This window comes from Microvirga sp. GCM10011540 (assembly GCF_042650665.1).
Classification (GTDB): Bacteria; Pseudomonadota; Alphaproteobacteria; order Rhizobiales; family Beijerinckiaceae; genus Microvirga; species Microvirga lenta.
On sequence record NZ_JBHSBQ010000140.1, the window covers coordinates 85,628 to 105,695 of the forward strand.

At 67.0% G+C, this 20,068-nt stretch carries 18 protein-coding genes; 12 read left to right on the plus strand and 6 right to left on the minus strand.

Translation table 11 applies throughout. The features are described 5' to 3' along the window. Nucleotides 1–287: 287 nt before the first annotated feature. From ACFOYU_RS22845 to ACFOYU_RS22870, 6 genes are all read left to right on the plus strand, one after another. Nucleotides 288–1,034: a pyridoxine 5'-phosphate synthase gene (locus ACFOYU_RS22845; RefSeq protein ID WP_377035342.1), complete on the plus strand. Its 747-nt coding sequence runs from the start codon at nucleotides 288–290 to the stop codon at nucleotides 1,032–1,034. Nucleotides 1,035–1,065: 31 nt separating this feature from the next. Continuing rightward, complete coding sequence (gene acpS / locus ACFOYU_RS22850) at nucleotides 1,066–1,467, plus strand: holo-ACP synthase (protein ID WP_226741872.1); 402 nt, start codon at nucleotides 1,066–1,068, stop codon at nucleotides 1,465–1,467. Nucleotides 1,468–1,566: 99 nt separating this feature from the next. Then, nucleotides 1,567–2,343, plus strand: coding sequence for a signal peptidase I (gene lepB, locus ACFOYU_RS22855; protein WP_226741873.1), 777 nt, complete (start codon nucleotides 1,567–1,569; stop codon nucleotides 2,341–2,343). A 4-nt stretch (nucleotides 2,344–2,347) separates the two neighbouring features. Continuing rightward, a complete protein-coding gene (gene rnc / locus ACFOYU_RS22860; RefSeq protein WP_377035343.1) occupies nucleotides 2,348–3,058 on the plus strand; it encodes a ribonuclease III in 711 nt (236 codons plus the stop codon). Next, the gene (era, locus tag ACFOYU_RS22865; protein WP_226741875.1) at nucleotides 3,045–3,959 is read left to right on the plus strand and encodes a GTPase Era; all 915 of its coding nucleotides are present in this window, start codon (nucleotides 3,045–3,047) and stop codon (nucleotides 3,957–3,959) included. Before rnc ends, era begins: the two co-directional genes overlap by 14 nt. A gap of 158 nt (nucleotides 3,960–4,117) precedes the next feature. Continuing rightward, nucleotides 4,118–5,893 carry an adenylate/guanylate cyclase domain-containing protein gene (locus ACFOYU_RS22870; protein WP_377035344.1) on the plus strand — a complete coding sequence of 592 codons (1,776 nt, stop codon included), beginning with the start codon at nucleotides 4,118–4,120 and terminating at the stop codon, nucleotides 5,891–5,893. Between the two features lie 57 nt (nucleotides 5,894–5,950). On the opposite strand, the gene ACFOYU_RS22875 is transcribed toward ACFOYU_RS22870, so the two are convergent. Beyond that, entirely contained in the window at nucleotides 5,951–7,969 is a 2,019-nt protein-coding gene (locus ACFOYU_RS22875; RefSeq protein ID WP_377035345.1) for an OmpA family protein, read from the minus strand. A gap of 193 nt (nucleotides 7,970–8,162) precedes the next feature. Here ACFOYU_RS22875 and recO point away from each other — a divergent pair, with 193 nt between their 5' ends. Continuing rightward, complete coding sequence (gene recO / locus ACFOYU_RS22880) at nucleotides 8,163–8,894, plus strand: DNA repair protein RecO (protein ID WP_226741878.1); 732 nt, start codon at nucleotides 8,163–8,165, stop codon at nucleotides 8,892–8,894. 66 nt (nucleotides 8,895–8,960) lie between these two features. Further along, nucleotides 8,961–11,207: a DNA topoisomerase IV subunit A gene (parC, locus tag ACFOYU_RS22885; protein WP_377035346.1), complete on the plus strand. Its 2,247-nt coding sequence runs from the start codon at nucleotides 8,961–8,963 to the stop codon at nucleotides 11,205–11,207. Between the two features lie 53 nt (nucleotides 11,208–11,260). Here parC and ACFOYU_RS22890 read toward each other — a convergent pair whose 3' ends face one another. The 5 genes from ACFOYU_RS22890 to hemB all read right to left on the minus strand — a co-directional run bounded on the left by ACFOYU_RS22890 (nucleotide 11,261) and on the right by hemB (nucleotide 16,280). Beyond that, entirely contained in the window at nucleotides 11,261–12,007 is a 747-nt protein-coding gene (locus ACFOYU_RS22890) for an arginyltransferase (protein WP_377035347.1), read from the minus strand. A gap of 103 nt (nucleotides 12,008–12,110) precedes the next feature. Next, nucleotides 12,111–12,593: an RDD family protein gene (locus tag ACFOYU_RS22895; RefSeq protein WP_377035348.1), complete on the minus strand. Its 483-nt coding sequence runs from the start codon at nucleotides 12,591–12,593 to the stop codon at nucleotides 12,111–12,113. Between the two features lie 10 nt (nucleotides 12,594–12,603). Then, nucleotides 12,604–13,845 (minus strand): threonine ammonia-lyase, encoded by a 1,242-nt coding sequence (locus tag ACFOYU_RS22900; protein WP_377035349.1) that lies wholly within the window; start codon nucleotides 13,843–13,845, stop codon nucleotides 12,604–12,606. A gap of 28 nt (nucleotides 13,846–13,873) precedes the next feature. Then, on the minus strand, nucleotides 13,874–15,223 hold the full coding sequence (locus ACFOYU_RS22905; protein ID WP_377035350.1) for a hypothetical protein: 1,350 nt from the start codon (nucleotides 15,221–15,223) through the stop codon (nucleotides 13,874–13,876). Between the two features lie 13 nt (nucleotides 15,224–15,236). Then, on the minus strand, nucleotides 15,237–16,280 hold the full coding sequence (hemB, locus tag ACFOYU_RS22910; RefSeq protein WP_377035351.1) for a porphobilinogen synthase: 1,044 nt from the start codon (nucleotides 16,278–16,280) through the stop codon (nucleotides 15,237–15,239). 190 nt (nucleotides 16,281–16,470) lie between these two features. On the opposite strand from hemB, the gene ACFOYU_RS22915 reads away from it, so the two are divergent. The 4 genes from ACFOYU_RS22915 (at nucleotide 16,471) to ACFOYU_RS22930 (ending at nucleotide 19,936) form a co-directional block, all read left to right on the plus strand. Further along, on the plus strand, nucleotides 16,471–17,523 hold the full coding sequence (locus ACFOYU_RS22915; RefSeq protein WP_377035352.1) for an enoyl-CoA hydratase/isomerase family protein: 1,053 nt from the start codon (nucleotides 16,471–16,473) through the stop codon (nucleotides 17,521–17,523). Continuing rightward, on the plus strand, nucleotides 17,523–17,978 hold the full coding sequence (locus ACFOYU_RS22920; RefSeq protein ID WP_226741888.1) for a DUF6163 family protein: 456 nt from the start codon (nucleotides 17,523–17,525) through the stop codon (nucleotides 17,976–17,978). The genes ACFOYU_RS22915 and ACFOYU_RS22920 overlap by 1 nt, the downstream gene beginning before the upstream one ends. 196 nt (nucleotides 17,979–18,174) lie before the next feature. Further along, entirely contained in the window at nucleotides 18,175–18,378 is a 204-nt protein-coding gene (locus ACFOYU_RS22925) for a hypothetical protein (RefSeq protein ID WP_377035353.1), read from the plus strand. A gap of 295 nt (nucleotides 18,379–18,673) precedes the next feature. Beyond that, on the plus strand, nucleotides 18,674–19,936 hold the full coding sequence (locus ACFOYU_RS22930; protein WP_226741890.1) for a murein L,D-transpeptidase: 1,263 nt from the start codon (nucleotides 18,674–18,676) through the stop codon (nucleotides 19,934–19,936). Nucleotides 19,937–20,068 lie beyond the last annotated feature (132 nt).

The following is a 20,068-nucleotide window of genomic DNA, read 5'->3' on the forward strand; positions in this document are numbered from 1 at the left end:
TCGGCGCCAAGCCCTTCGAGCCTGCAAGGCCCGAGCGGTTGTCGAAGGCGGAGACACGGGACGACGGGACCTGCTAAAGACCCTGCATGGAAGACCATGCCGTCCGTTCAGCCCCCGGCCGGAGCGAACGCGAAGCGGGCGCTATAGTCCATTTGTTCCGGCAAGGCAAGGGACGGCAGCCTGCCCCGGCTGCCGCACCGGCCGGGAAACGCCGATTGCGGTTGATAGCGTTCCAGCGTGGCCGGAAGAACTCTGGTCAAAGAGCGAGGCTGGGATAAAACAGCTTCATGAACGCTCCTCCTCTTCGCCTCGGCGTCAACATCGATCATGTCGCAACCGTCCGGAATGCCCGCGGGGGCTTCCACCCGGACCCCATCCGGGCCGCCAACATGGCGGTTCTGGCCGGGGCCGACGGGATCACGGCCCACCTGCGCGAGGACCGGCGGCACATCCGCGACCAGGACATGGAGCGGCTCAAGCGCAACCTGTTCGTGCCGCTCAATTTCGAGATGGCCGCAACGGCCGAGATGGTCGAGATCGCGACGCGGATCCGCCCCAATGCCTGCTGCCTCGTGCCGGAAAAGCGCGAGGAGCGCACGACCGAGGGCGGGCTCGACATCATCGGCCAGGGCGCGCATCTGCGGCCGGTGATCCAGGAGCTGAAGGATCTGGGCATCCGGGTCTCCCTCTTCGTCGAGCCGGAGGTCGAGGTCATGGACGCCGCCTGCGAGCTGGGGGCGCCCGTGGTCGAGCTTCATACCGGGACCTATTGCGAGGTCGGGGACGAGGAGGAGCGGGCCCATGAGCTGGAGCGCCTGCGCCGGGCGGCGGAGCATGGGGCCAAGATCGGGCTGGAGATCCATGCGGGCCACGGCCTGAGCTTCGATACGGTGCGCCCGGTCGCCGCGATCCCGCAGATCGTCGAGCTCAATATCGGTCACTTCCTCGTGGGCGAGGCCATCTTCATGGGTCTGGATGAGGCGGTTCGCTGCATGCGGGTCGCAATGGACGAGGGGCGGGCCCAGATAACGTGAGCCTAGCCTTTTCCGCCACCAAGGACATCTCATGATTCTCGGAATCGGGTCCGACCTGTGCGACATCCGTCGCATCGAGCGCTCCCTCGAGCGCTTCGGGGACCGTTTCACCCATCGCATCTTCACGGAAGGGGAGCGCGCCCGCAGCGACCGCCGTGCCGCACGCGGCCCCTCCTATGCCCGCCGCTTCGCCGCGAAGGAGGCCTGTGCCAAGGCCCTGGGAACCGGGCTGAGCCACGGTGTCTTCTGGCGGGACATGGAGGTGGTCAACCTCCCGACCGGCCAGCCGACCCTGCGCCTGACGGGAGGGGCCCTGGAACGACTCAGGCGCCTGACGCCGGAAGGGCACGAGGCGGTGGTTCACGTGTCTCTTACGGATGACCCACCTCTGGCCCAGGCCTTCGTGATCATCGAGGCACGCCCCATAAAGTAAGTTGGGCCGCGTTGCGGCAGAACGCGCATTGGGCTAGACCGCCGCAACGACTTGAGACGGCTTCGAGCCGCAGCATTCCTCAAGCATGGATCGAATTACGTGAGCGACAACGCCAAGAAGTACGCCGGCGACAGCGTCAAGAAGGACGAAAGCGGCCTCTGGGAGACCATCAAGGTCATCGTCCAGGCGCTGCTGATCGCGGTGGTCGTCCGCACCGTGCTGTTCCAGCCCTTCAACATTCCCTCGGGCTCCCTCATCCCGACCCTGCTGATCGGCGACTATCTCTTCGTCTCCAAGTATTCCTACGGCTATTCGAAGCACTCCATCCCCTTCAGCCCGCCCGTGTTCTCGGGCCGCATCTTCGGCTCCGAGCCGAAGCGCGGCGACATCGCGGTCTTCAAGCTGCCGAAGGACAACTCCACCGACTACATCAAGCGGGTGGTCGGGCTGCCCGGCGACCGCATCCAGGTGATCGGCGGCGTGCTGCACATCAACGGCCAGCCGGTCCAGCGCGAGCGGGTGGAGGACTTCCAGACGACCGATCTCTACGGCCGCACGATCTCCGTTCCCCGATACAAGGAGACCTTCCCCGAAGGCACCTCCCACTACGTGATCGAGCGCGACGGCGACCGGGGCTACTGGGACAACACCAACGTCTACACCGTCCCGCCGGGCCATTACTTCATGATGGGCGACAACCGGGACAACTCCACCGATTCCCGCGACGAGGCCAATGTGGGCGACGTTCCGGCGGAGAATCTGGTCGGGCGGGCGGAGATCATCTTCTTCTCCATCGACGAGAACGCGTCCCTGTGGCGTCCGTGGGAATGGCCCGGATACATTCGCTGGAACCGCATGTTCGAGCGGATCAAGTAAGCCCGTGGCCCGCCGCAAGCCCAATATCGACGACCTGCTCCGCCGGCTCGGCTACCGCTTCGAGCGGACGGAGCTTCTGGACGAGGCGCTGACCCATGTCAGCGCACCCAATGCCGGCGGGCAGAGCTACCAAAGGCTGGAATTCCTGGGCGACCGGGTCCTCGGCCTCGCCATCGCGGAGATGCTCTACAAGACGTTTCCCGGCGCTCCGGAGGGCGAGCTGTCCCGGCGCCTCGCCGATCTGGTGCGCCGCGAAAGCTGCGCCGAGGTCGCCGAAGCCTGGGACGTTGGCCCCTATGTGAAACTCGGCGCCGGCGAGGCTCATTCCGGCGAGCGCCGGAACCAAACGATCCTGGCCGACGTGAGCGAGGCGATCATCGGCGCGGTGTTCCTCGACGGCGGCTACGATGCGGCCAAGGCCCTCGTCGAGCGCTCCTTCAAGGACCTCCTGGCAACGCCCCGGCGCCCGCTTCGGGACCCGAAGAGCGCCCTCCAGGAATGGGCGCAGGGGCAGGGACTGCCGCCCCCGACCTATACGGTGGTGGAACAGACCGGCCCGGACCATGCGCCCAAATTCCGGATCATGGTCAAGGTGAAGGGCAAGGAAACCGCCTTCGGGCTCGGCACATCGAAGCGCATCGCGGAACAGGCGGCGGCGCGAAGCCTTCTCTTACAAGAGGGTGTCTGGACGGAGGAAGAGCATGGCGTCGCCTGAACAAACCAATACGAAAGCCGGCTTCGTCGCCCTGATCGGCGCGCCCAACGCGGGCAAGTCGACCCTGCTCAACTCGCTCGTCGGCTCCAAGGTCTCCATCGTGTCGCGCAAGGTTCAGACCACGCGGGCGCTGGTGCGCGGCATCGCCATCGAAGGCGAGGCCCAGATGGTGTTCGTCGACACGCCCGGCATCTTCAAGCCCAAGCGCCGGCTCGACCGGGCGATGGTCACCTCCGCTTGGGGCGGCGCCGCCGACGCGGACGTGGTGGCTCTTCTTCTCGACGTCCGCAAGGGCATCGACGAGGAGGCCGAAGCCATTCTCGGCAAGCTGCCCGAGCTGAACCGGCCCAAGATCCTGATCCTCAACAAGATCGACCTGATCGAGCGTTCGAAGCTCCTGGAGCTCGCCCAGACCCTCAACGAGAAGGTGGCTTTCGCCCACACCTTCATGATCTCCGCCCTCAAGGGAGACGGGCTGGCGGCCCTGAGGCGCCAGCTCGCCGAAATGATGCCGGAAGGTCCCTGGCTCTATCCCGAGGACCAGATCTCGGACGCGCCCCTGCGCATGCTGGCGGCCGAGATCACCCGCGAGAAGATCTACGAGCGCCTGCACGAGGAGCTGCCCTACCAGTCCACGGTCGAGACCGACCAGTGGCAACAGCGCCCGGACGGCTCCGTGCGCATCGAGCAGACGGTCTTCGTGGAGCGGGACAGCCAGCGCAAGATCGTGCTCGGCAAGGGCGGCCAGACCATCAAGGCCATCGGCCAGGCGGCACGCAAGGAAATCGCCGAAATCGCCGAGGCTCCGGTCCATCTCTTCATCTTCGTGAAGGTCCGCGAGAACTGGAGCGACGATCCTGAACGCTACCGGGAGATGGGGCTGGAGTTCCCTCGCGGCTGAGCCCAGTTTCACAAAATCCCGCTTCTGTGGGTCCGAATTGGCCCAAACTACGCTTCTCCGCGTTATAGCCTAAGGGTTTCGAGCGAGCGCACCATCTCCGTGTGCAGCTTTCCCGATGCCGCACGGCCGATCCTGCCGACGTCGAGCTGGAGATGGACATGCCCGGTCCTTCTGACCAGAAGTCGCAGAGGCGTCTCGCAGCCATTCTTGCTGCCGATGTGGCAGGTTACTCGGGCCTCATGTCCCTCGACGAGGAGGGAACCCTCCTGCGCCTCAGGCATCTGCGGCGGGAGGTCGTGGTCCCGACCATCCAGGCCCATGGCGGCCGCCTGGTGAAGACCACCGGCGACGGGTTCCTGATCGAGTTCTCGAGTCCCGTGGAGGCGGTCCGCTGTGCGGCGGAAATCCAGGAGGCGCTCGCGGCGATCGCCGCCGAGGACCCGGCCACGACGCTGTGGCTCCGGATCGGCATCAATCTCTGCGACATCATCATCGACGAGGATGGAGACGTCTACGGGGACGGGGTCAATGTCGCCTCTCGCCTGGAGCAGATCGCCGTGCCGGGAGGCATCTGCATTTCGGGCAAGGTCTGGGAGGAGGTGAGGGGCAAGGTCCCTTACGCCTTCGAGGACAGGGGCGAGCAGCAGGTCAGGAACATCGCGCGGCCCATCCGCATCTACTGCCTCAACGGCGCCCAGGGACCGCCGGAGCTGGCCATGGATGCGTCGCCGTCCCTGGCGCTGCCGGATCGCCCGTCCATCGCCGTTCTGCCCTTCGTCAACATCAGCGGCGATCCGGAGCAGGAGCACCTGGCCGACGGGATCGTCGAGGACATCACCTCGGCCCTCTCCCGGGTGCGGTCCTTCTTCGTCATCGCCCGCAACTCGGCGTTCGCCTACAAGGGGCGGGCCGTTAATTTCCAGCAGATCAGCCGCGAGCTCGGCGTTCGCTACGCCCTCGAAGGGAGCGTGAGAAGGGCGGGCAACCGGGTTCGGATATCGGCCCAGCTCATCGATGCCACGGAGGGCACCCACCTCTGGGCGGAACATTACGACGGGGTCGTCGAGGACCTGTTCGATTTCCAGGACCAGATTACCGCCAGCGTGGTGGGGGCGATCCAGCCCTCCATCCGTGCGGCCGAGATCGAGCGGGCGAAGCGAAAGCGCCCCGAGAGCCTCGACGCCTACGACCTCGTCATGCGTGCGCTCCCACTGGTCTGGGCGCTGGAGCGGGAAAGCAATCTGGAGGCGACGCATCTGCTCGAGGAGGCCCTGCGTCTCGATCCCACCTATCCGCTGGCGCTTTCGCTGCTGGCCTGGTGCCGGGGGCAGCGGGTCGTCTATAACTGGACCGAGCGCCCCGAGGAGGAGAGACAGGAGGCCTTGCGCCAGGCGCAGGCGGCGGTGTCCCTGTCGTCGGACGATCCGTTCACGCTCGCGGTGCTGGGCGCGGCCCTCTCGATCACGAGGGAGTTCGGAAGCGCCGCCGCCGTGCTCGCCCGCGCGCTGGCGCTGGACCCGAACTCGGCCTGGGCCTGGAACCGCAGCGGTTGGCTGCACGATTACCGCGGCGATGCGGAAACCGCGATCAGCCATTTCGAGCGGGCCCTGCGCCTGAGCCCCTTCGACCCGATGGCCTTCAACTGCGACATGGGCATCGGGGCCGCCCACTTCATCGCCGGGCGCTACGAGGAATCCATCGCCTGGCAGGAAAAGGCCCTGATGGCCCATCCCAATTCCGCTTGGATCCACCGCAACCTGGCGCCGGCCTATGCCCTTGCCGGACAGAGGGGCAAGGCGGCGGAAAGCGTGAGGGAGCTCCTCAAGGCTTATCCGGGGATGCGGATCTCGGACGTCACCAGCGCGCTCGCCTTCACCGACGAGGTCCTGGGCCGCATCGCCGAGGGACTGCGCCTCGCGGGACTGCCGGAATAGAAAACGGCCCGGCGGGAGCCGGGCCGTTCATGGTCGGTGTTGCGGGACGGGACCGCCTTACTGCTGGGTCGCCTGTCCCTGAAGGAGCGGAGTGATCCGGCGGATCGTCGCCCGGCGGTTCTGCCGTTCGGGGTTCTCCGTGTTGACCTTCAGATACTGCTCGCCGTAGCCTTGCGTCGTCAGGTTCTCGGCCGGGATGCCGAAACGCTGCGTCAGGGCCGCCGCGACCGCTTCCGCTCGCCGGTCCGAGAGGGTCAGGTTGTCCTCGTCCGAGCCGACGGCGTCCGTATGGCCCTCCACGAGGAAGATCTCGTTCGGGTTGTTCCGGAGCGCGGTCTGAATGGCCTGGGCGATGCCCGTCATGGCGCCGATCTGCTCCTCGGGAAGGGCCCAGGAGCCGAAGTCGAACGTAACGGTGTCGAGGTCGACCCGGCGCATGCGCTCGCGCAGCGGCTGGCTCTGGCGGACCTCGTCGAGGGTGTAGGCACGTTCGATGCGCTCCACCGGAGGCGCCGTGAAGGCCTCCACGAGCTCCTCCTGGGACGCATCCTCCACCTCGACGATGTACTCCTCGCGCGGGATCCGCACGACCGGCGGCGGCAGGCGGACCACGTCCTCACGGACATAGCCGAAGCCGCGTCCGACGCCGGGCCGGATGTCGCCGCGGCGGTTCTCGATGAGAATGACCTCGCGTCCCGCGGGCTCGCGCCTGATGCGGCGCAGGAGATTGCCGTACTCGTCGCGGACCGTGACGATCTCGGTGCCGTCGGGACGCTCCACGATGGTGACCTCTTCGCCCCCGCCGCGCCGTTCCACGCGCACGTCGGCGTCGCGATAGGCCCGCCGGAAGCGTTCGGTTTCGTCGTGGCGGATGATGACCTGGTCACCCTCGCGGATGATGGTGCGGGCACCCGGCTCCTCGATGATGACCCTCCGACCGCCTTCCTCGACACGCTGACGGCGCTGATTGCGAAGATCCTCGATGCGCACGTTCACGCCGGGATCGAAGGCCGGGCGGACGCCGCCGGGAGCCGTACGCGGACCGGACTGGGTCTGCGGTGCCGTCTGCGCGGGAGCCTGGGCCGGTGCAGGGGCCTGGGGAGCCGTCTGCGTGGGAGCCGTCGGCTGCGTCGCAGGTGCAGCCGGAGCAGGCTGCGTGGTCGGCGCAGGCTGGGTCGCGGGTGCCTGCGGGGTCGGGGCTGCGGGAGCGCTCTGGGCCGGGGCGGTCGGAGCCGGGGCCGTCTGGGCGGGAGCCGTCGGCGCCGTCTCGGTCGCTGCCGGCGGAGTGGCCGGTCGGTCCGGACGCTGTCCGCGCTGGCGTCCGCCGGGCGTATCGTCGTCGGTCCGGTTCCGCGGGGCCGTTCTCTCGGCGGGAGCCGCCGGGGTGGCTGGGGTGGCCGGCGTGGCCGCGGGAGGTGTCGGGCGCGTGGCCGGGGCATCGTCAGCCCCCGGCTGCCGCCTTCTCTGCTCGGCAGGCGACGGCGCATCGGGCGTCCGCTCCTGGGCGGAGGGGCGCTGCGGGCGCTCGGGCGACTGGGCCGGGCGCGCGGGCTGTGCCGGAGCCGTGCCCGAAGGCGGCGTCGGCCGTTCCGTCGCGGGGCTGGGATCCCGACGCCGGCGCGGGGCGTCCTGAGCGTCCTCGGCGGGCGCCGCCCGAGGCGAGCGCGGCGGCTCCCGGTCGCCGCCGGGGGCTCCGCGAGGCGCACGGGGCGTGTCCTGCGCGTCGCCCGGGGTCACGGCGCGGGGGGAGCGGGGCGCGTCCGAGGCATTGCCAGGACCCTCGCCGCGGCGAGGGCCGCGGCCCTCCGGCTGCCGGGCATCGCCATCCTGACCCTGCGCCGCGGGGCGCGGGCCACGATCGGGCCGCTCGCCGCGGCTCGGAGACGCGGAATCCGCATCCGGCCGGGCCGGGCGGTCGGGACGGCCCCGGCGGGGCAGTTCCTCGTCCGCGTCCGGCGTCGCCTGGGCAACGACGAAGGGCTTCAGGGGGGCTGATTGGGGTGAAGCCGCGACCGGAGACGCGATCAGCATCAGCGGTATGGCGGCGCTCGTCAGAAACCGGGAAGTAATTTTCATGATTTAACTCGTACCCTGGGCAACATGAACACCGACAAAACGTAGCCGTGTGTTTGGTTCCCTTATGGAATGCGTGAGAGGCGGAAAAGCTCCCGGGAAAATGCGCCGGTAACCTTGGAAAATATGGAAAATTTGCGCCCGAATGCTTACATGCGGCATGTACGGCACTGCTGAACGCGAGTACCCCAATTCCATGCAATGGACCGATGAAGGCATCGTTGTCGGCGTCCGGAAACACGGCGAATCGAGCGTCATCCTCGAGCTGATGACCCGTGAGCACGGCCGCCATCTCGGCCTGGTCCATGGCGGCCGCTCCAAGACCCTTCAGCCGGTGCTGCAGGCCGGGAACAGCGTCCACGCCACTTGGCGCGCGCGGCTCGACGAGCATCTGGGCACCTACCAGGTCGAAGCCTCGCAGCTGCGGGCGGCCCATTTCATCGGTTCGCCGATGGCGCTCTACGGCCTCGCCACCCTGTCCCACCTGCTGCGCTATCTTCCCGAACGAGACCCTCATCCCGCCCTCTACGAGACCCTGTCCGTGCTGGTGGATCACTTGGACGATCCCGATCTCGCGCCGGCGCTGTTCGTGCGCTTCGAGCTGGCGATCCTGGCGGAGTTCGGCTTCGGGCTGGACCTGTCCTCCTGCGCCGCAACGGGCACCCGGGACGATCTCATCTACGTGTCGCCGAAGAGCGGGCGCGCGGTCAGCGCCGGGGCCGGGGAGCCCTACAAGGACCGCCTTCTCAGGCTGCCGGGCTTCCTCATCGGCCAGATGCGCACCAACCGGCCGCGGGACGAGGACATCCGTGCCGGATTTGCACTCACCGACTTCTTCCTGCATCAGAACGTCTTCGAGCCGCGGGGGCAGGCGGCGCCGGCAGAGCGGGCGCGTTTCGTCGCACTGGCGACAGCTGGGGACGAGTAGGGTTTGTTTCTGTTATGTTCTCATTTCAAATGATAAGAACTGATTCGCAGTTAGGGTTTTCGATTCATGGGTAAGCCGGTCAATCCACCGTCAGGCGGCGAAATCGAGACGATCAATCTCAAGGATGCGCTCGAGGAGCGCTATCTCGCCTACGCGCTCTCCACCATCATGCACCGGGCGCTGCCCGACGCACGAGACGGGTTGAAGCCGGTCCACCGCCGCATTCTTCATGCCATGCGCCTTCTCCGGCTCGACCCCCGGTCGGCCCCGAAGAAATGCGCCCGCGTGGTCGGCGACGTGATGGGCCAGTACCACCCCCACGGCGACCAGTCGATCTACGACGCCCTGGTCCGCATGGCGCAGGACTTCGCCCAGCGCTATCCGCTGGTGGAGGGGCAGGGCAATTTCGGCAACATCGACGGCGATAACGCCGCCGCCATGCGCTATACCGAGGCGCGTCTGACGGAGGTGGCCCGGCTGCTCCTGGAGGGCATCGACGAGGACGCGGTCGATTTCCGAGAGACCTACGACCAGACCAACGAGGAGCCGGTCGTGCTCCCGGCCGCCTTCCCGAACCTGCTGGCCAACGGCTCCCAGGGCATCGCGGTCGGCATGGCGACCTCGATCCCGTCCCACAACGCGGCCGAGCTCTGCGATGCGGCGCTCTACCTCATCGGCCATCCGAAGGCCACGTCGGAGCAGCTCCTGAGCTTCGTTCCCGGCCCCGACCTCCCGACCGGCGGCATCATCGTCGACACGCCGGCCTCCATCGCCGAGACCTACCGGACCGGACGCGGCTCCTTCCGCGTGCGCGCCCGCTGGCACAAGGAGGAGGTCAAGCGTGGCGTCTGGAACATCATCGTCACCGAAATCCCCTATGCGGTGCCGAAGTCCCGCCTGATCGAGAAGATCGCCGAGCTGCTGCAGGAAAAGAAGCTGCCGCTCCTGGCCGACGTGCGCGACGAGTCCGCCGAGGACATCCGCATCGTGCTGGAGCCCCGCGCCAAGACCGTCGATCCCATCATCCTCATGGAATCGCTCTTCAAGCTCACCGAGCTCGAGAGCCGTATTCCCATGAACGTGAACGTGCTCGCCGGCGGCAAGGTGCCGAAGGTGCTCGGCCTCGCCGAATGCCTGCGCGAGTGGCTGGACCACCGGCGCGAGGTCCTGATCCGCCGCTCCGGCTTCCGCCTCGCGGCCATCGACAGGCGCCTCGAAATCCTCGGCGGCCTCCTCATCGTCTATCTCGACCTCGACCGGGTGATCAAAATCATCCGCGAGGAGGATGAGCCCCGCCAGGAGCTGATGCGCGTCTTCAAGCTCACGGAGATCCAGGCCAACGCCATCCTCGACACCCGCCTGCGCAGCTTGCGCAAGCTGGAGGAGATGGAGCTCAAGCGCGAGCAGAAGAACCTGCAGGACGAGAAGGCCACCATCGAGAACCTCCTCGGCTCCGAGAAGGCGCAGTGGAAGGCCGTGACGGCGGAGATCCGCGAGGTCCGCAAGACCTTCGGTCCCGAGACGGCTCTCGGCAAGCGCCGGACCACCTTCGCCGAGGCGCCGGACACCTCCGACATCGACTTCGCGGAGGCCATGGTCGAGCGCGAGCCGATCACGGTCATCGTGTCCGAGAAGGGCTGGATCCGCGCCATGAAGGGGCACCAGGCCGATCTCTCGGCCGTGCAGTTCAAGGGCGACGACCAGCTCAAGACGGCTTTCTTCGCGGAGACCACGTCCAAGATCGTCGTCGTGGCGACGAACGGGCGCTTCTTCACCCTGGAAGCCTCCAAGCTCCCGGGCGGGCGCGGCTTCGGCGATCCGATCCGCCTCATGGTCGATCTGGAGGAGGGGGCCGACTTCATCGCGGCCTTCCCCTACAAGGCCGGAACGAAGCTCCTCGTGGTCGGCTCCGACGGGCGCGGCTTCGTGGTCCCGACCGACGACATCGTGGCCAATACCCGCAAGGGTAAGCAGATCCTCAACCTCGACGCCCCGGCGAAAGCGGTGGTGTGCACGGAGGCCGAGGGCGACCACGTCGCGATCATCGGCGAGAACCGGAAGCTTCTGATCTTCCCCCTGAAGCAGGTTCCCGAGATGACCCGCGGCAAGGGTGTGCGCCTCCAGCGCTACAAGGATGGCGGCGTGTCCGACGCCAAGGTCTTCAAGCTCAAGGAAGGCCTCACCTGGAAGGACACGTCCGGCCGCACCTGGACCGTGGCGAAGGAAGACCTGCGCGACTGGATGGGCGATCGCACCGAAGCCGGGCGCCTGCCGCCCAAGGGCTTCCCGAAGTCGAACACCTTCGGCGAGTAAGAACCGCTTTCCGGGGCGCCTCCGATGCGCCCCGGAAACGCCGATCCGCGGGGCTAGTCCACCCGCACCCAGCCCGGAGCCAGCAGGCGCTCCTGCGGGGTGAAGCGGGCCTTGTAGCCCATCTTCTTCGAACCCTCGACCCAGTAGCCGAGATAGAGATAGGGCAGGCCCATCGCCTTCGCGCGACGGATATGGTCGAGGATCATGAACGTGCCGAGGCTGCGGTCCCGCTGGTCCGGATCGTAGAACGAGTAGACCATCGACAGGCCGTCGCTCATCTCGTCCGTGAGGCACACGGCGATCAGGTCTCCGGTGCCTTTGCCGGTGATGCCGCTGTCGATCCCGCGGCGGCGATACTCGATCAGCCGCGTGTCCACATGGCTATCCTCGATCATCATCGAATAGTCGAGCACGGTCATGTCGGCCATGCCGCCATCCGTGTGCCGGGCGTCGAGATAGCGCCGGAACAGGGAGTACTGCTCCGAGGTGGGCCGGTTCGGCATGGCATTGCCGATCAGGTCCTCGTTCGCCTTCAGGACCCGCCTCATGTTGCCGGATGGCTCGAACTCGTTCACGAGCACGCGCACCGAAACGCAGGCGCGGCAGGTGTCGCAGGCGGGTCGGTAGGCGATGGTCTGCGACCGGCGGAAGCCGCCCTGGGTCAGGATTTCGTTGAGCTCCCGCCCGCGTCGTCCGACGATGTGAGTGAAGACCTTCCGCTCTTCCCTGTTCGGCAGGTAGGGGCAGGCGGAAGGAGAGGTCAGGTAGAACTGCGGTGCGTCGCGCGGCTGACTCGTCAAGCTTGATCGCCTTGTGGAGGAACCTTGAGCATTGACTTAACGCTCAAGGATAACATTGGTGCCACCGACGTCCAGCAAAAGAGGCCCGGATGCCGCATCTCGCTCACGCGGAGCGGATGACCATCATGTTCGTCAGCAGGTCGCGCACGAAGCGGCGGTCGTCGCGGAAGAAGCCGACCAGCACGTCGCAGGCCCAGAGCAGGAAGGTGGAGACGGCCACGTAGAACAGGAGCGCGTGGACCGCTGCCGCGAGCATGGACACCGGCCGTCCGCTCGGATCGACCACCCGCAGGCCCATGTAGCGCATACCCACAGTCGCCTGGGAGGGGCCGCCGATGGTCACCGCGTTGTAGAGGATGAAGGTGAGGGCGGTGAGCGGCAGGAACACGAACAGGCCCCAGCCGAGACCGAGGGTGAGCAGCCCGAAGACGAAGATCGCGATGGAAATCAGCACGATCCAGACCGCCACCACGAACAGGTCGATGAGGTAGGCCCAGAAGCGCCGGTTGATGACGCCTTCGGTCAGCCGCGTGTCGACCTCGTAGGAATTGTAGTTCATCGGCGGCAGGGAAGAACGGTTCGCCATGATCTGCTCCTCAATAGGCCGTTTCCGACAGACAGCGCCAATCGATCCGCTGGGGAGCGAGGCCGTCCGCCGCCAGGGCATCGAACACCTCCAATGTATGCTTTCTGTCCCGGGTTTCGATGGTGATGTCGATGGAAACCCCCTTGGCCGGCACGTCCAGGAACAAACGGCTGTGGGAAACCTCGAGAATGTTGGCGCCCAGGCTGCCGAGCCTGCTCGCCACCCGGCCCAGGAAGCCTGGGCGGTCGTTGGAGGTGATGCGGAAGGAGGCGATGCGGTCGTCGCGCTCCAGTTCGCGCACCATCACCGAAGCGAGAATGCGCGCATCGATGTTGCCGCCGCAGAGCACGAGGCCGACCCGCTTGCCCTCGAACCGTTTCGGCTCGGCCAGCATGGCCGCGAGACCTGCCGCGCCCGCGCCCTCGGCCATGGTCCGCTGCAGCGTGGCATAGGCGTTGACCGCCCGCTCGATCACCGGCTCGTCCACCAGCACGATGTCGGAGACGAGGTCCCGCACGACAGGCAGGGGGAGCTGCCCCACGGTCTTGACCGCGATGCCTTCCGCCAGGGTGGCGCCGCCGATGGGGCGGTCCTCGCCCCGGATCGCGTTCTGGAACGACGGGTAGAGGGCCGCCTCGACGCCGACGATCTCGATGGAAGGCTTCAGGGCCTTGGCGGCGACCGCGATGCCCGAGATCAGGCCGCCGCCGCCGATGGGCACCACGATCTGGTCGAGATCCGGCGCATCCGCCAGCATTTCGAGCGCGACGGTGCCCTGGCCGGCTATGACGCTGGGGTCGTCGTAGGGATGCACGAAGACCAGCCCCTGTTCCGCCGCGATCTGCCGCGCCCGGTCGGCCGATTCATAGAGGGTCTCCCCGTGAAGGATCACCCGGGCGCCATAGGCGCGGGTGTTCTCGGCCTTCACCAGCGGAACGCTCTCCGGCATCACGATGGTGGCCGGAATGCCGAGGCGCCGGGCGTGGTAGGCCACCGCCTGGGCGTGGTTGCCCGCCGACATGGCGATGACGCCGCGCCTGCGCTCCTCCGAGGTGAGGCTCTCCAGCTTCGTGACCGCACCGCGCTCCTTGAAGGAGCCGGTCGGCTGCATGTTCTCGTGCTTCACGCAGACGGTCGCGCCGGTGAGCTGGGACAGGCGGGGAGCGGGGACGAGAGGGGTCCTGAGAACCTGCCCCTGAATGGTCGCCGCGGCGCGTTTCACGTCCTCGACGGTGATGGCGTAATCGGCCAATGGTGCCTCCGGTTGGTCTTGATCGCCCTTAGATGGGTCGTGGTGTTGGATCCCTCGTGCCGAACAGCCCGCCGGGACGGAAGATCAGAAAGACGACGAGCGCGACATATAAAGCGATGTCGCGCGCCTCGATGGGTAAATATGCCGACCAGAGCGTTTCGAACAATCCCACGGCGAAACCGCCCAGGAGCGCCCCTGGAATCGAGCCGATCCCGCCGATGATGGCGGCGATCAGCGCCTTCAGGCCGTACTGAAACCCTCCTGCGAAGCCCAGGCCGCCATATTGCGCCACGATGAGCAGGCCCGCCAGAGCCGCCATGGCGCCCGCCAGGGCGAGGGTCTGGAGCAGGAGGCGGGGGCCGTCGATCCCGAACAGGGCCGCCGCCTGCGCGTCGTCCGCATAGGCGCGCCAGGCACGGCCGAAACCTGTGGATTTCATGAGCCGGAGGAGGAGGAGGGCGACGACGAGGCCGATTCCGGTGGTGGTCGGGGTGATCGGCGTCAGGCTGACGAGGAAATCGCCCGACCGGGCCAGCGGCCAAGGCTCCGACCAGATCGGAGGCAGCCAGACGGTGACCGGACTCTGCACCAGCCGCAGGTACTCCATCAGGAAGAGGGAGAGGCCCACGGTGGCGATGAGGCTGGCCTGGGCGCCTGGAATGCGGCCGACGGTGAAATAGCCGCCCACAGCACTGTGAATGGCGCCGGCGAAAAGGGCGGCGGCGAGGCCCGCCCCGAGGCCGAGGAGGGGCGAGGTGACCCCGGAGACGATCGCCAGGGAGGCGCCTGCGACGGTGCCCGCTGCCCCGACGGCCGCCAGCTCCCCGAAAGCCAGATTGATGCGGCCGCTCAGTCCGAAGACGAGGGCGTAGGCCACCGCGAGCAGCGCATAGATCGCGGTTCGCGGCAGGCTGACCAGGAACTGCTGGAGCGAGTAGGCCGAAGCGGCGGGAATTTCCAGCACGCCGGCATCCACCCGGCTCCCGGGATCTCCGGCCACGCCCTCCGGGGTGTCGATATAGTAGTTCTTCAGGAAATACAGGCTCGCTCCGGAAATCGGGCCGCGCTCGGTGAGGATGCCCGTCAGCTCGGCCTTGTTCGGGGACAGGCCCTCGGCCGCGAACGCACAGATCACGGCGCGGTCCTGGACGGGACGGCCTGGATATTCCGCGGTGTATTCCAGGAGAAGCGTGCGGGGCGAAGGGCCGTTCTGCACCCGGGTGACGGTGATCCGGGCGCCGGGATTCAGGGCGGGCAGGGCGGTCCGGCACACCCGCGTCTGTTCGGCATCGACCGACAGCCCGCAGGCCGCGAGAAGGCACAGCCCCAGGAGACAGGCGGCGAACCGCCATGTCCGCACGAGGCCGGAGCGGGCCATGAAGGACCCGGTTCTAAGCTTGGGCCTTCAGCTTTTCGGCCACCCGGGGGGCGAAATAGGTGAGGATGCCGTCGGCCCCCGCGCGTTTGAAGGCGAGGAGGCTTTCCATCATCGCGCGCTCGCCGTCGATCCAGCCGTTGGCGGCGGCGGCCCGGATCATCGCGTATTCGCCGGAGACCTGATAGGTGAAGGTCGGGATGCCGAAGGTCTCCTTCACCCGGGCCACGATGTCGAGATAGGGCAGGCCGGGCTTGACCATGATCATGTCCGCGCCCTCCTCCAGATCGAGGGCGACCTCGCGCATGGCCTCGTCCGTGTTAGCCGGGTCCATCTGATAGGTGCGCTTGTCGCCCACGAGCGTGGCGTTGGTGCCGATGGCGTCCCGGAACGGGCCGTAGAAGGCGGAGGCGTATTTCGCCGCATAGGACATGATCTGGACGTCCTGGAAGCCCGCCTCGTCGAGGGCGCTGCGGATGGCGCCCACGCGGCCGTCCATCATGTCGGAGGGGGCGATGACGTCCGAGCCGGCCTCGGCCTGGATCACGGCCTGACGCGACAGGATGGCGACGGTCTCGTCGTTGAGGATCCGGTCGCCCTGCATCACGCCGTCATGGCCGTGGCTGGTATAGGGATCGAGCGCCACGTCGGTGATGATGCCGATCTCCGGCACCGCGCGCTTGATCTCGCGCACGGCGCGGCAGACGAGATTGCGGGTGTTCAGGGCCTCCGAGGCCGTTTCGTCGCGCAGGGAAGGGTCGGTGTTCGGGAAGAGGGCGATGGCCGGGATACGCAGGGAGGCGGCCCTTTCGGCCTCCCGCACGGCCTCCCCGATCGTCAGCCGCTCGACCTCGGGCATGGACGCCACCGCCTGGCGGCCCGAAGCGCCTTCGATGAGGAAGATCGGCCAGATCAGGTCGTCGGCCGTCAGCACGTTCTCGCGCACGAGCCGCCTCGACCATTCGGCCTTCCGGTTGCGCCTCGGGCGCTGGGAGAGGGCCAGCGCGGAGGAAGGAGCATCCATGGGGGCGGAACGGGGGAACGGCGACAGCTTCGACATGAATCCTGATCCAAAGCCGGCTTCGCTGCGCCGGCGGACAGGACAAGAGTTAGCACATTTAAATGACTCTAAAAAAGGGTTCGAGGTCGCATGCAAGCCATTCGCGTGTGAAATACCTCTCCTTCCGACACGCATTGACGGGTGACGGGCTACCCTGTTTAAGCCGCCCCAGAGGATCAAGGAGCACGGAATGGACGAGAGCGTGGAAGTCGTCTGCGAACGTCACGGAGCGGCGGGGGTGATCACCCTCAACCGGCCGAAGGCGCTCAATGCTCTGACCCTGACCATGGTGCGGGAGATGCGCCGGGCGCTCGACGCCTGGGCGGCGGATCCCGCCGTGTCGCGGATCGTGGTGGAAGGGGCCGGCGAGAAGGCGTTCTGCGCAGGGGGCGACATCCGGCGGCTGACCGATCTCGGCCGCGCCGGGCAGAAGGCGGAGGGGCTGGCCTTCTGGCGCGAGGAGTACCAGCTCAACGCCTTCATCAAGCGCTATCCGAAGCCCTACATCTCCTTCGTCGACGGCATCGTCATGGGCGGCGGTGTCGGCGTTTCGCTCCACGGCTCCCACCGGGTGGCCGGGGAGCGCTATCTCTTCGCCATGCCCGAGGTCGGAATCGGCTTCTTTCCCGACGTGGGCGGGACCTACGCCCTGCCGCGCCTGCCGGGACAGACGGGCATGTACCTCGCGCTCACGGGCGAGCGGGTCAAACGGGCCGACGCGAAGATGCTCGGCCTGGCGACCCATGCGATCGACAGCAAGGATTTCGGTGCCCTGCGCCAGGCCCTGGTCGACGGGGAGCCCGTGGAGAACGCCCTGATGCGCGTCTCCGTCGATCCGGGTGCGGCCCCCCTCGCGGATCAGAGGGCGGTCATCGACGCCTGTTTCTCGGCCGGGAGCGTCTCCGCCATCCTCCAGCGTCTCGACGAGGCTGCGGAAAAGGGTTCGGATTTCGCGGCCAGAACCGCGGCGGGAATGCGGACCAAATCGCCCACGAGCATGTGCATCGCCTTCGAGCAGGTCCGTCGCGGGGCGGAGATGGATTTCGAGGAGGCGATGAGGACGGAATTCCGGATCGTCTCCCGGATCTTCGACGGTCACGATTTCTACGAGGGGGTGAGGGCCGTTCTCGTGGACAAGGACAACCAGCCGCGCTGGCAGCCGGCCTCCCTCGAGGAGGTCGATCCCGCCGCCATCGACCGTCACTTCGCCAGCCTCGGCGAACGGGACCTGGAGATCGCCTGATGCGGACCCACGGCCCGAGGCATTCCTCCGAGACGACGCGCGACTACATCTCCGACCGGATCGAGGAGCGGCCCGCCACGCCCCGTGCCGTGCGCTGGAACCTGGCCCTGACCGTGTTCATGCGCATCCTGGCGATCTTCTGGATCATGAAGGGGCTCAGCGCCTGGGCGGTCATCCTGGGAATCTGGACTCCGGTGGGCCAGTTCGAGATCCGCTCCACCGGGTACCAGGCCACCATCATCTATTTCGCGCTCATCGACCTCATCGCGGCCGTGGGGCTCTGGATGGCGAGCACCTGGGGCGGGATCATGTGGCTGCTGGCGATCATGAGCCACCTCATCCTGGCGGCGTTCTTCCCCGGCATCGTCCAGGCCAATACTGCGGTCATGATCGCGTTCGTGGCGTTCATCGTGACCTATCTCGCCCTGTCCTGGCTCGCAGCCCACGAGAAATAGCCGCGCGCCCGTCATCCTCTAGAAAGTTGCCGCCCCTCTTCGAACGGGGAGGGGACGTAGGGTTATGCCCTGATATAACGATAGGTGACCAATCCTCCGGACGGCACGGAAAGTTTCGCGTCACGGTGCGCAAGTGGGAGCTTGGTTGCCGCGTGCGGGCAAATTGCGCCTGCATGGATCAAAAGGGGATTTAACCATGTTTCGTCGCTTTCTTCTCTGCAACCTGCTCGCGTTGCCGTTCCTGGCTTCCCAGCCGGTTCTGGCACAATCCTTTCCTCTGGGGCCGGTGATCAATGCGATCGGACGGGCGCAGAGCCCTGCGCCCGCGCCCCAGGTCGCGCCGGCTTACGACGGAAAAACGGCTCCCGCCCGCAGGGCTGCCGGCAAGCCGAGCCGGTGAGACAGCCCCAGTATCGGAGGCCGAACGATTCGGGTGGCAACCGGCCCGGATACTACGGCGGCAGCGGGTGATTCCGACCGGCTTGGTTCGGCTTGCGCCGTCCGGGCGATCACGATTGCGGCACCGCGGCAGCAATCCTGTGGGAATCCGATGTGCCTTAATATCGCCGCGTTGTTCCTCGTTTTGAATACCCTTCATTAATCGTCCCTCGGCATGTTCGTGCCGAGAACGGTCCGGGCGTGGAGGTCTTCTCCGTTCCCGTTCCCAGGAAACACAAACCGAGAGCTTGCACTTCATGGTCTCACGCCGTTCCCTCCTGACAGGATCGCTTGCCCTTGTCTTCACTCCGGCAGCGGCTCTGGCCCAGCAATTCGCCGGGAATCAGGCCGAGTGGTCGCAGAACTACGAGGCGGTCTCTCGGTCCCGTGTCCAGCGGACGTCCACGCCGATGCTGTCGGCCGAGGCGCTCGCGGCGACCGAGCAGATGATCGAGTACTACCGCAACATCTCGGCGCGCGGCGGCTGGCAGCCGGTGCGCGGCGTCGAGGGCATGCGCGTGGGCTCCAACAGCCCGGCGGTCATCGCCCTGCGTCAGCGTCTCATCACCACGGGCGACCTCGATCCGGCGGCGGGCGAGTCGCCGATCTACGATTCCTACGTCGAGGCCGGCGTCCGCCGCTTCCAGGCCCGCCACGGCCTCAGCTCCACCGGCACGATGACGGCGGCGACCGTCGCCGCCATGAACGTGCCGGTCGACGTGCGCATCCGTCAGCTCGAGATCAATGTGGTGCGCCTACGCTCGCTCTCGGGCAATCTGGGCCACCGCTACGTGGTGGCGAACATCCCGGCCGCCCTGGTGGAGACGGTGGAGGGCGGTGTCGTCCACACCCGCCACGCCGCCGGCGTGGGCAAGATCGACCGTCAGTCGCCGATCCTCAATTCCAAGGTCGTCGAGGTCAATTTCAACCCGTTCTGGACCGTTCCGGCTTCGATCATCCGCAAGGACCTGATCCCGAAGATGCAGAAGGAGCCGAACTACCTGACGGACAACAAGATCCGCATCTTCAAGGGCGACCAGGAGATCCCGCCGTCCCAGGTCAACTGGTTCTCGGACGAGGCGACCCGTTACCGGTTCCGCCAGGATCCGGGCGGCGAGCTGAACTCCATGGGGTTCGTGCGCATCAACATCCCGAACCAGCACGGCGTCTACATGCACGATACGCCGTCCAAGGGCATCTTCGGCGACGACTTCCGGTTCGTGTCATCGGGCTGCATCCGCGTCCAGAACGTGCGCGACTACATCGAGTGGCTCCTGAAGGACACCCCCGGCTGGTCCCGCGAGCAGATCGACGCGGCCTTCAAGTCCGGCGAGCGGATCGACGCCCGGCTGACGCAGCCGGTTCCGATCCACTGGGTCTACGTCACCGCCTGGGCCACCCCCGACGGCCTCGTCCAGTTCCGGGACGACATCTACAACAAGGACGGCCTCGGCAGCGCGATCCCGGTCGCGAGCCGCGTTCCGACCGAGCCGGACGCCGAGATGTTCCTGCAGAACTGAACCTGGGGCACGCCAGGTCTCGACAGCAGCCCGCCTCACATGGCGGGCTGTTGCATTTCCGGCGCCGGGTAGGCATGTGTTTTGAACGGGTTGGCGCCCTTCGCCGGCCCATGATAAAGGCCACGGACACAT

Bases quoted from the DNA above. Each gene is read 5' to 3' on its own strand.
- ACFOYU_RS22845 (WP_377035342.1), top strand. From the start codon at position 288: ATGAACGCTCCTCCTCTTCGCCTCGGCGTCAACATCGATCATGTCGCA.
- acpS (WP_226741872.1), top strand. From the start codon at position 1,066: ATGATTCTCGGAATCGGGTCCGACCTGTGCGACATCCGTCGCATCGAG.
- era (WP_226741875.1), top strand. From the start codon at position 3,045: ATGGCGTCGCCTGAACAAACCAATACGAAAGCCGGCTTCGTCGCCCTG.
- ACFOYU_RS22870 (WP_377035344.1), top strand. From the start codon at position 4,118: ATGCCCGGTCCTTCTGACCAGAAGTCGCAGAGGCGTCTCGCAGCCATT.
- ACFOYU_RS22875 (WP_377035345.1), bottom strand. From the start codon at position 7,969: ATGAAAATTACTTCCCGGTTTCTGACGAGCGCCGCCATACCGCTGATG.
- recO (WP_226741878.1), top strand. From the start codon at position 8,163: ATGCAATGGACCGATGAAGGCATCGTTGTCGGCGTCCGGAAACACGGC.
- parC (WP_377035346.1), top strand. From the start codon at position 8,961: ATGGGTAAGCCGGTCAATCCACCGTCAGGCGGCGAAATCGAGACGATC.
- ACFOYU_RS22895 (WP_377035348.1), bottom strand. From the start codon at position 12,593: ATGGCGAACCGTTCTTCCCTGCCGCCGATGAACTACAATTCCTACGAG.
- ACFOYU_RS22905 (WP_377035350.1), bottom strand. From the start codon at position 15,223: ATGGCCCGCTCCGGCCTCGTGCGGACATGGCGGTTCGCCGCCTGTCTC.
- hemB (WP_377035351.1), bottom strand. From the start codon at position 16,280: ATGTCGAAGCTGTCGCCGTTCCCCCGTTCCGCCCCCATGGATGCTCCT.
- ACFOYU_RS22915 (WP_377035352.1), top strand. From the start codon at position 16,471: ATGGACGAGAGCGTGGAAGTCGTCTGCGAACGTCACGGAGCGGCGGGG.
- ACFOYU_RS22920 (WP_226741888.1), top strand. From the start codon at position 17,523: ATGCGGACCCACGGCCCGAGGCATTCCTCCGAGACGACGCGCGACTAC.
- ACFOYU_RS22925 (WP_377035353.1), top strand. From the start codon at position 18,175: ATGTTTCGTCGCTTTCTTCTCTGCAACCTGCTCGCGTTGCCGTTCCTG.
- ACFOYU_RS22930 (WP_226741890.1), top strand. From the start codon at position 18,674: ATGGTCTCACGCCGTTCCCTCCTGACAGGATCGCTTGCCCTTGTCTTC.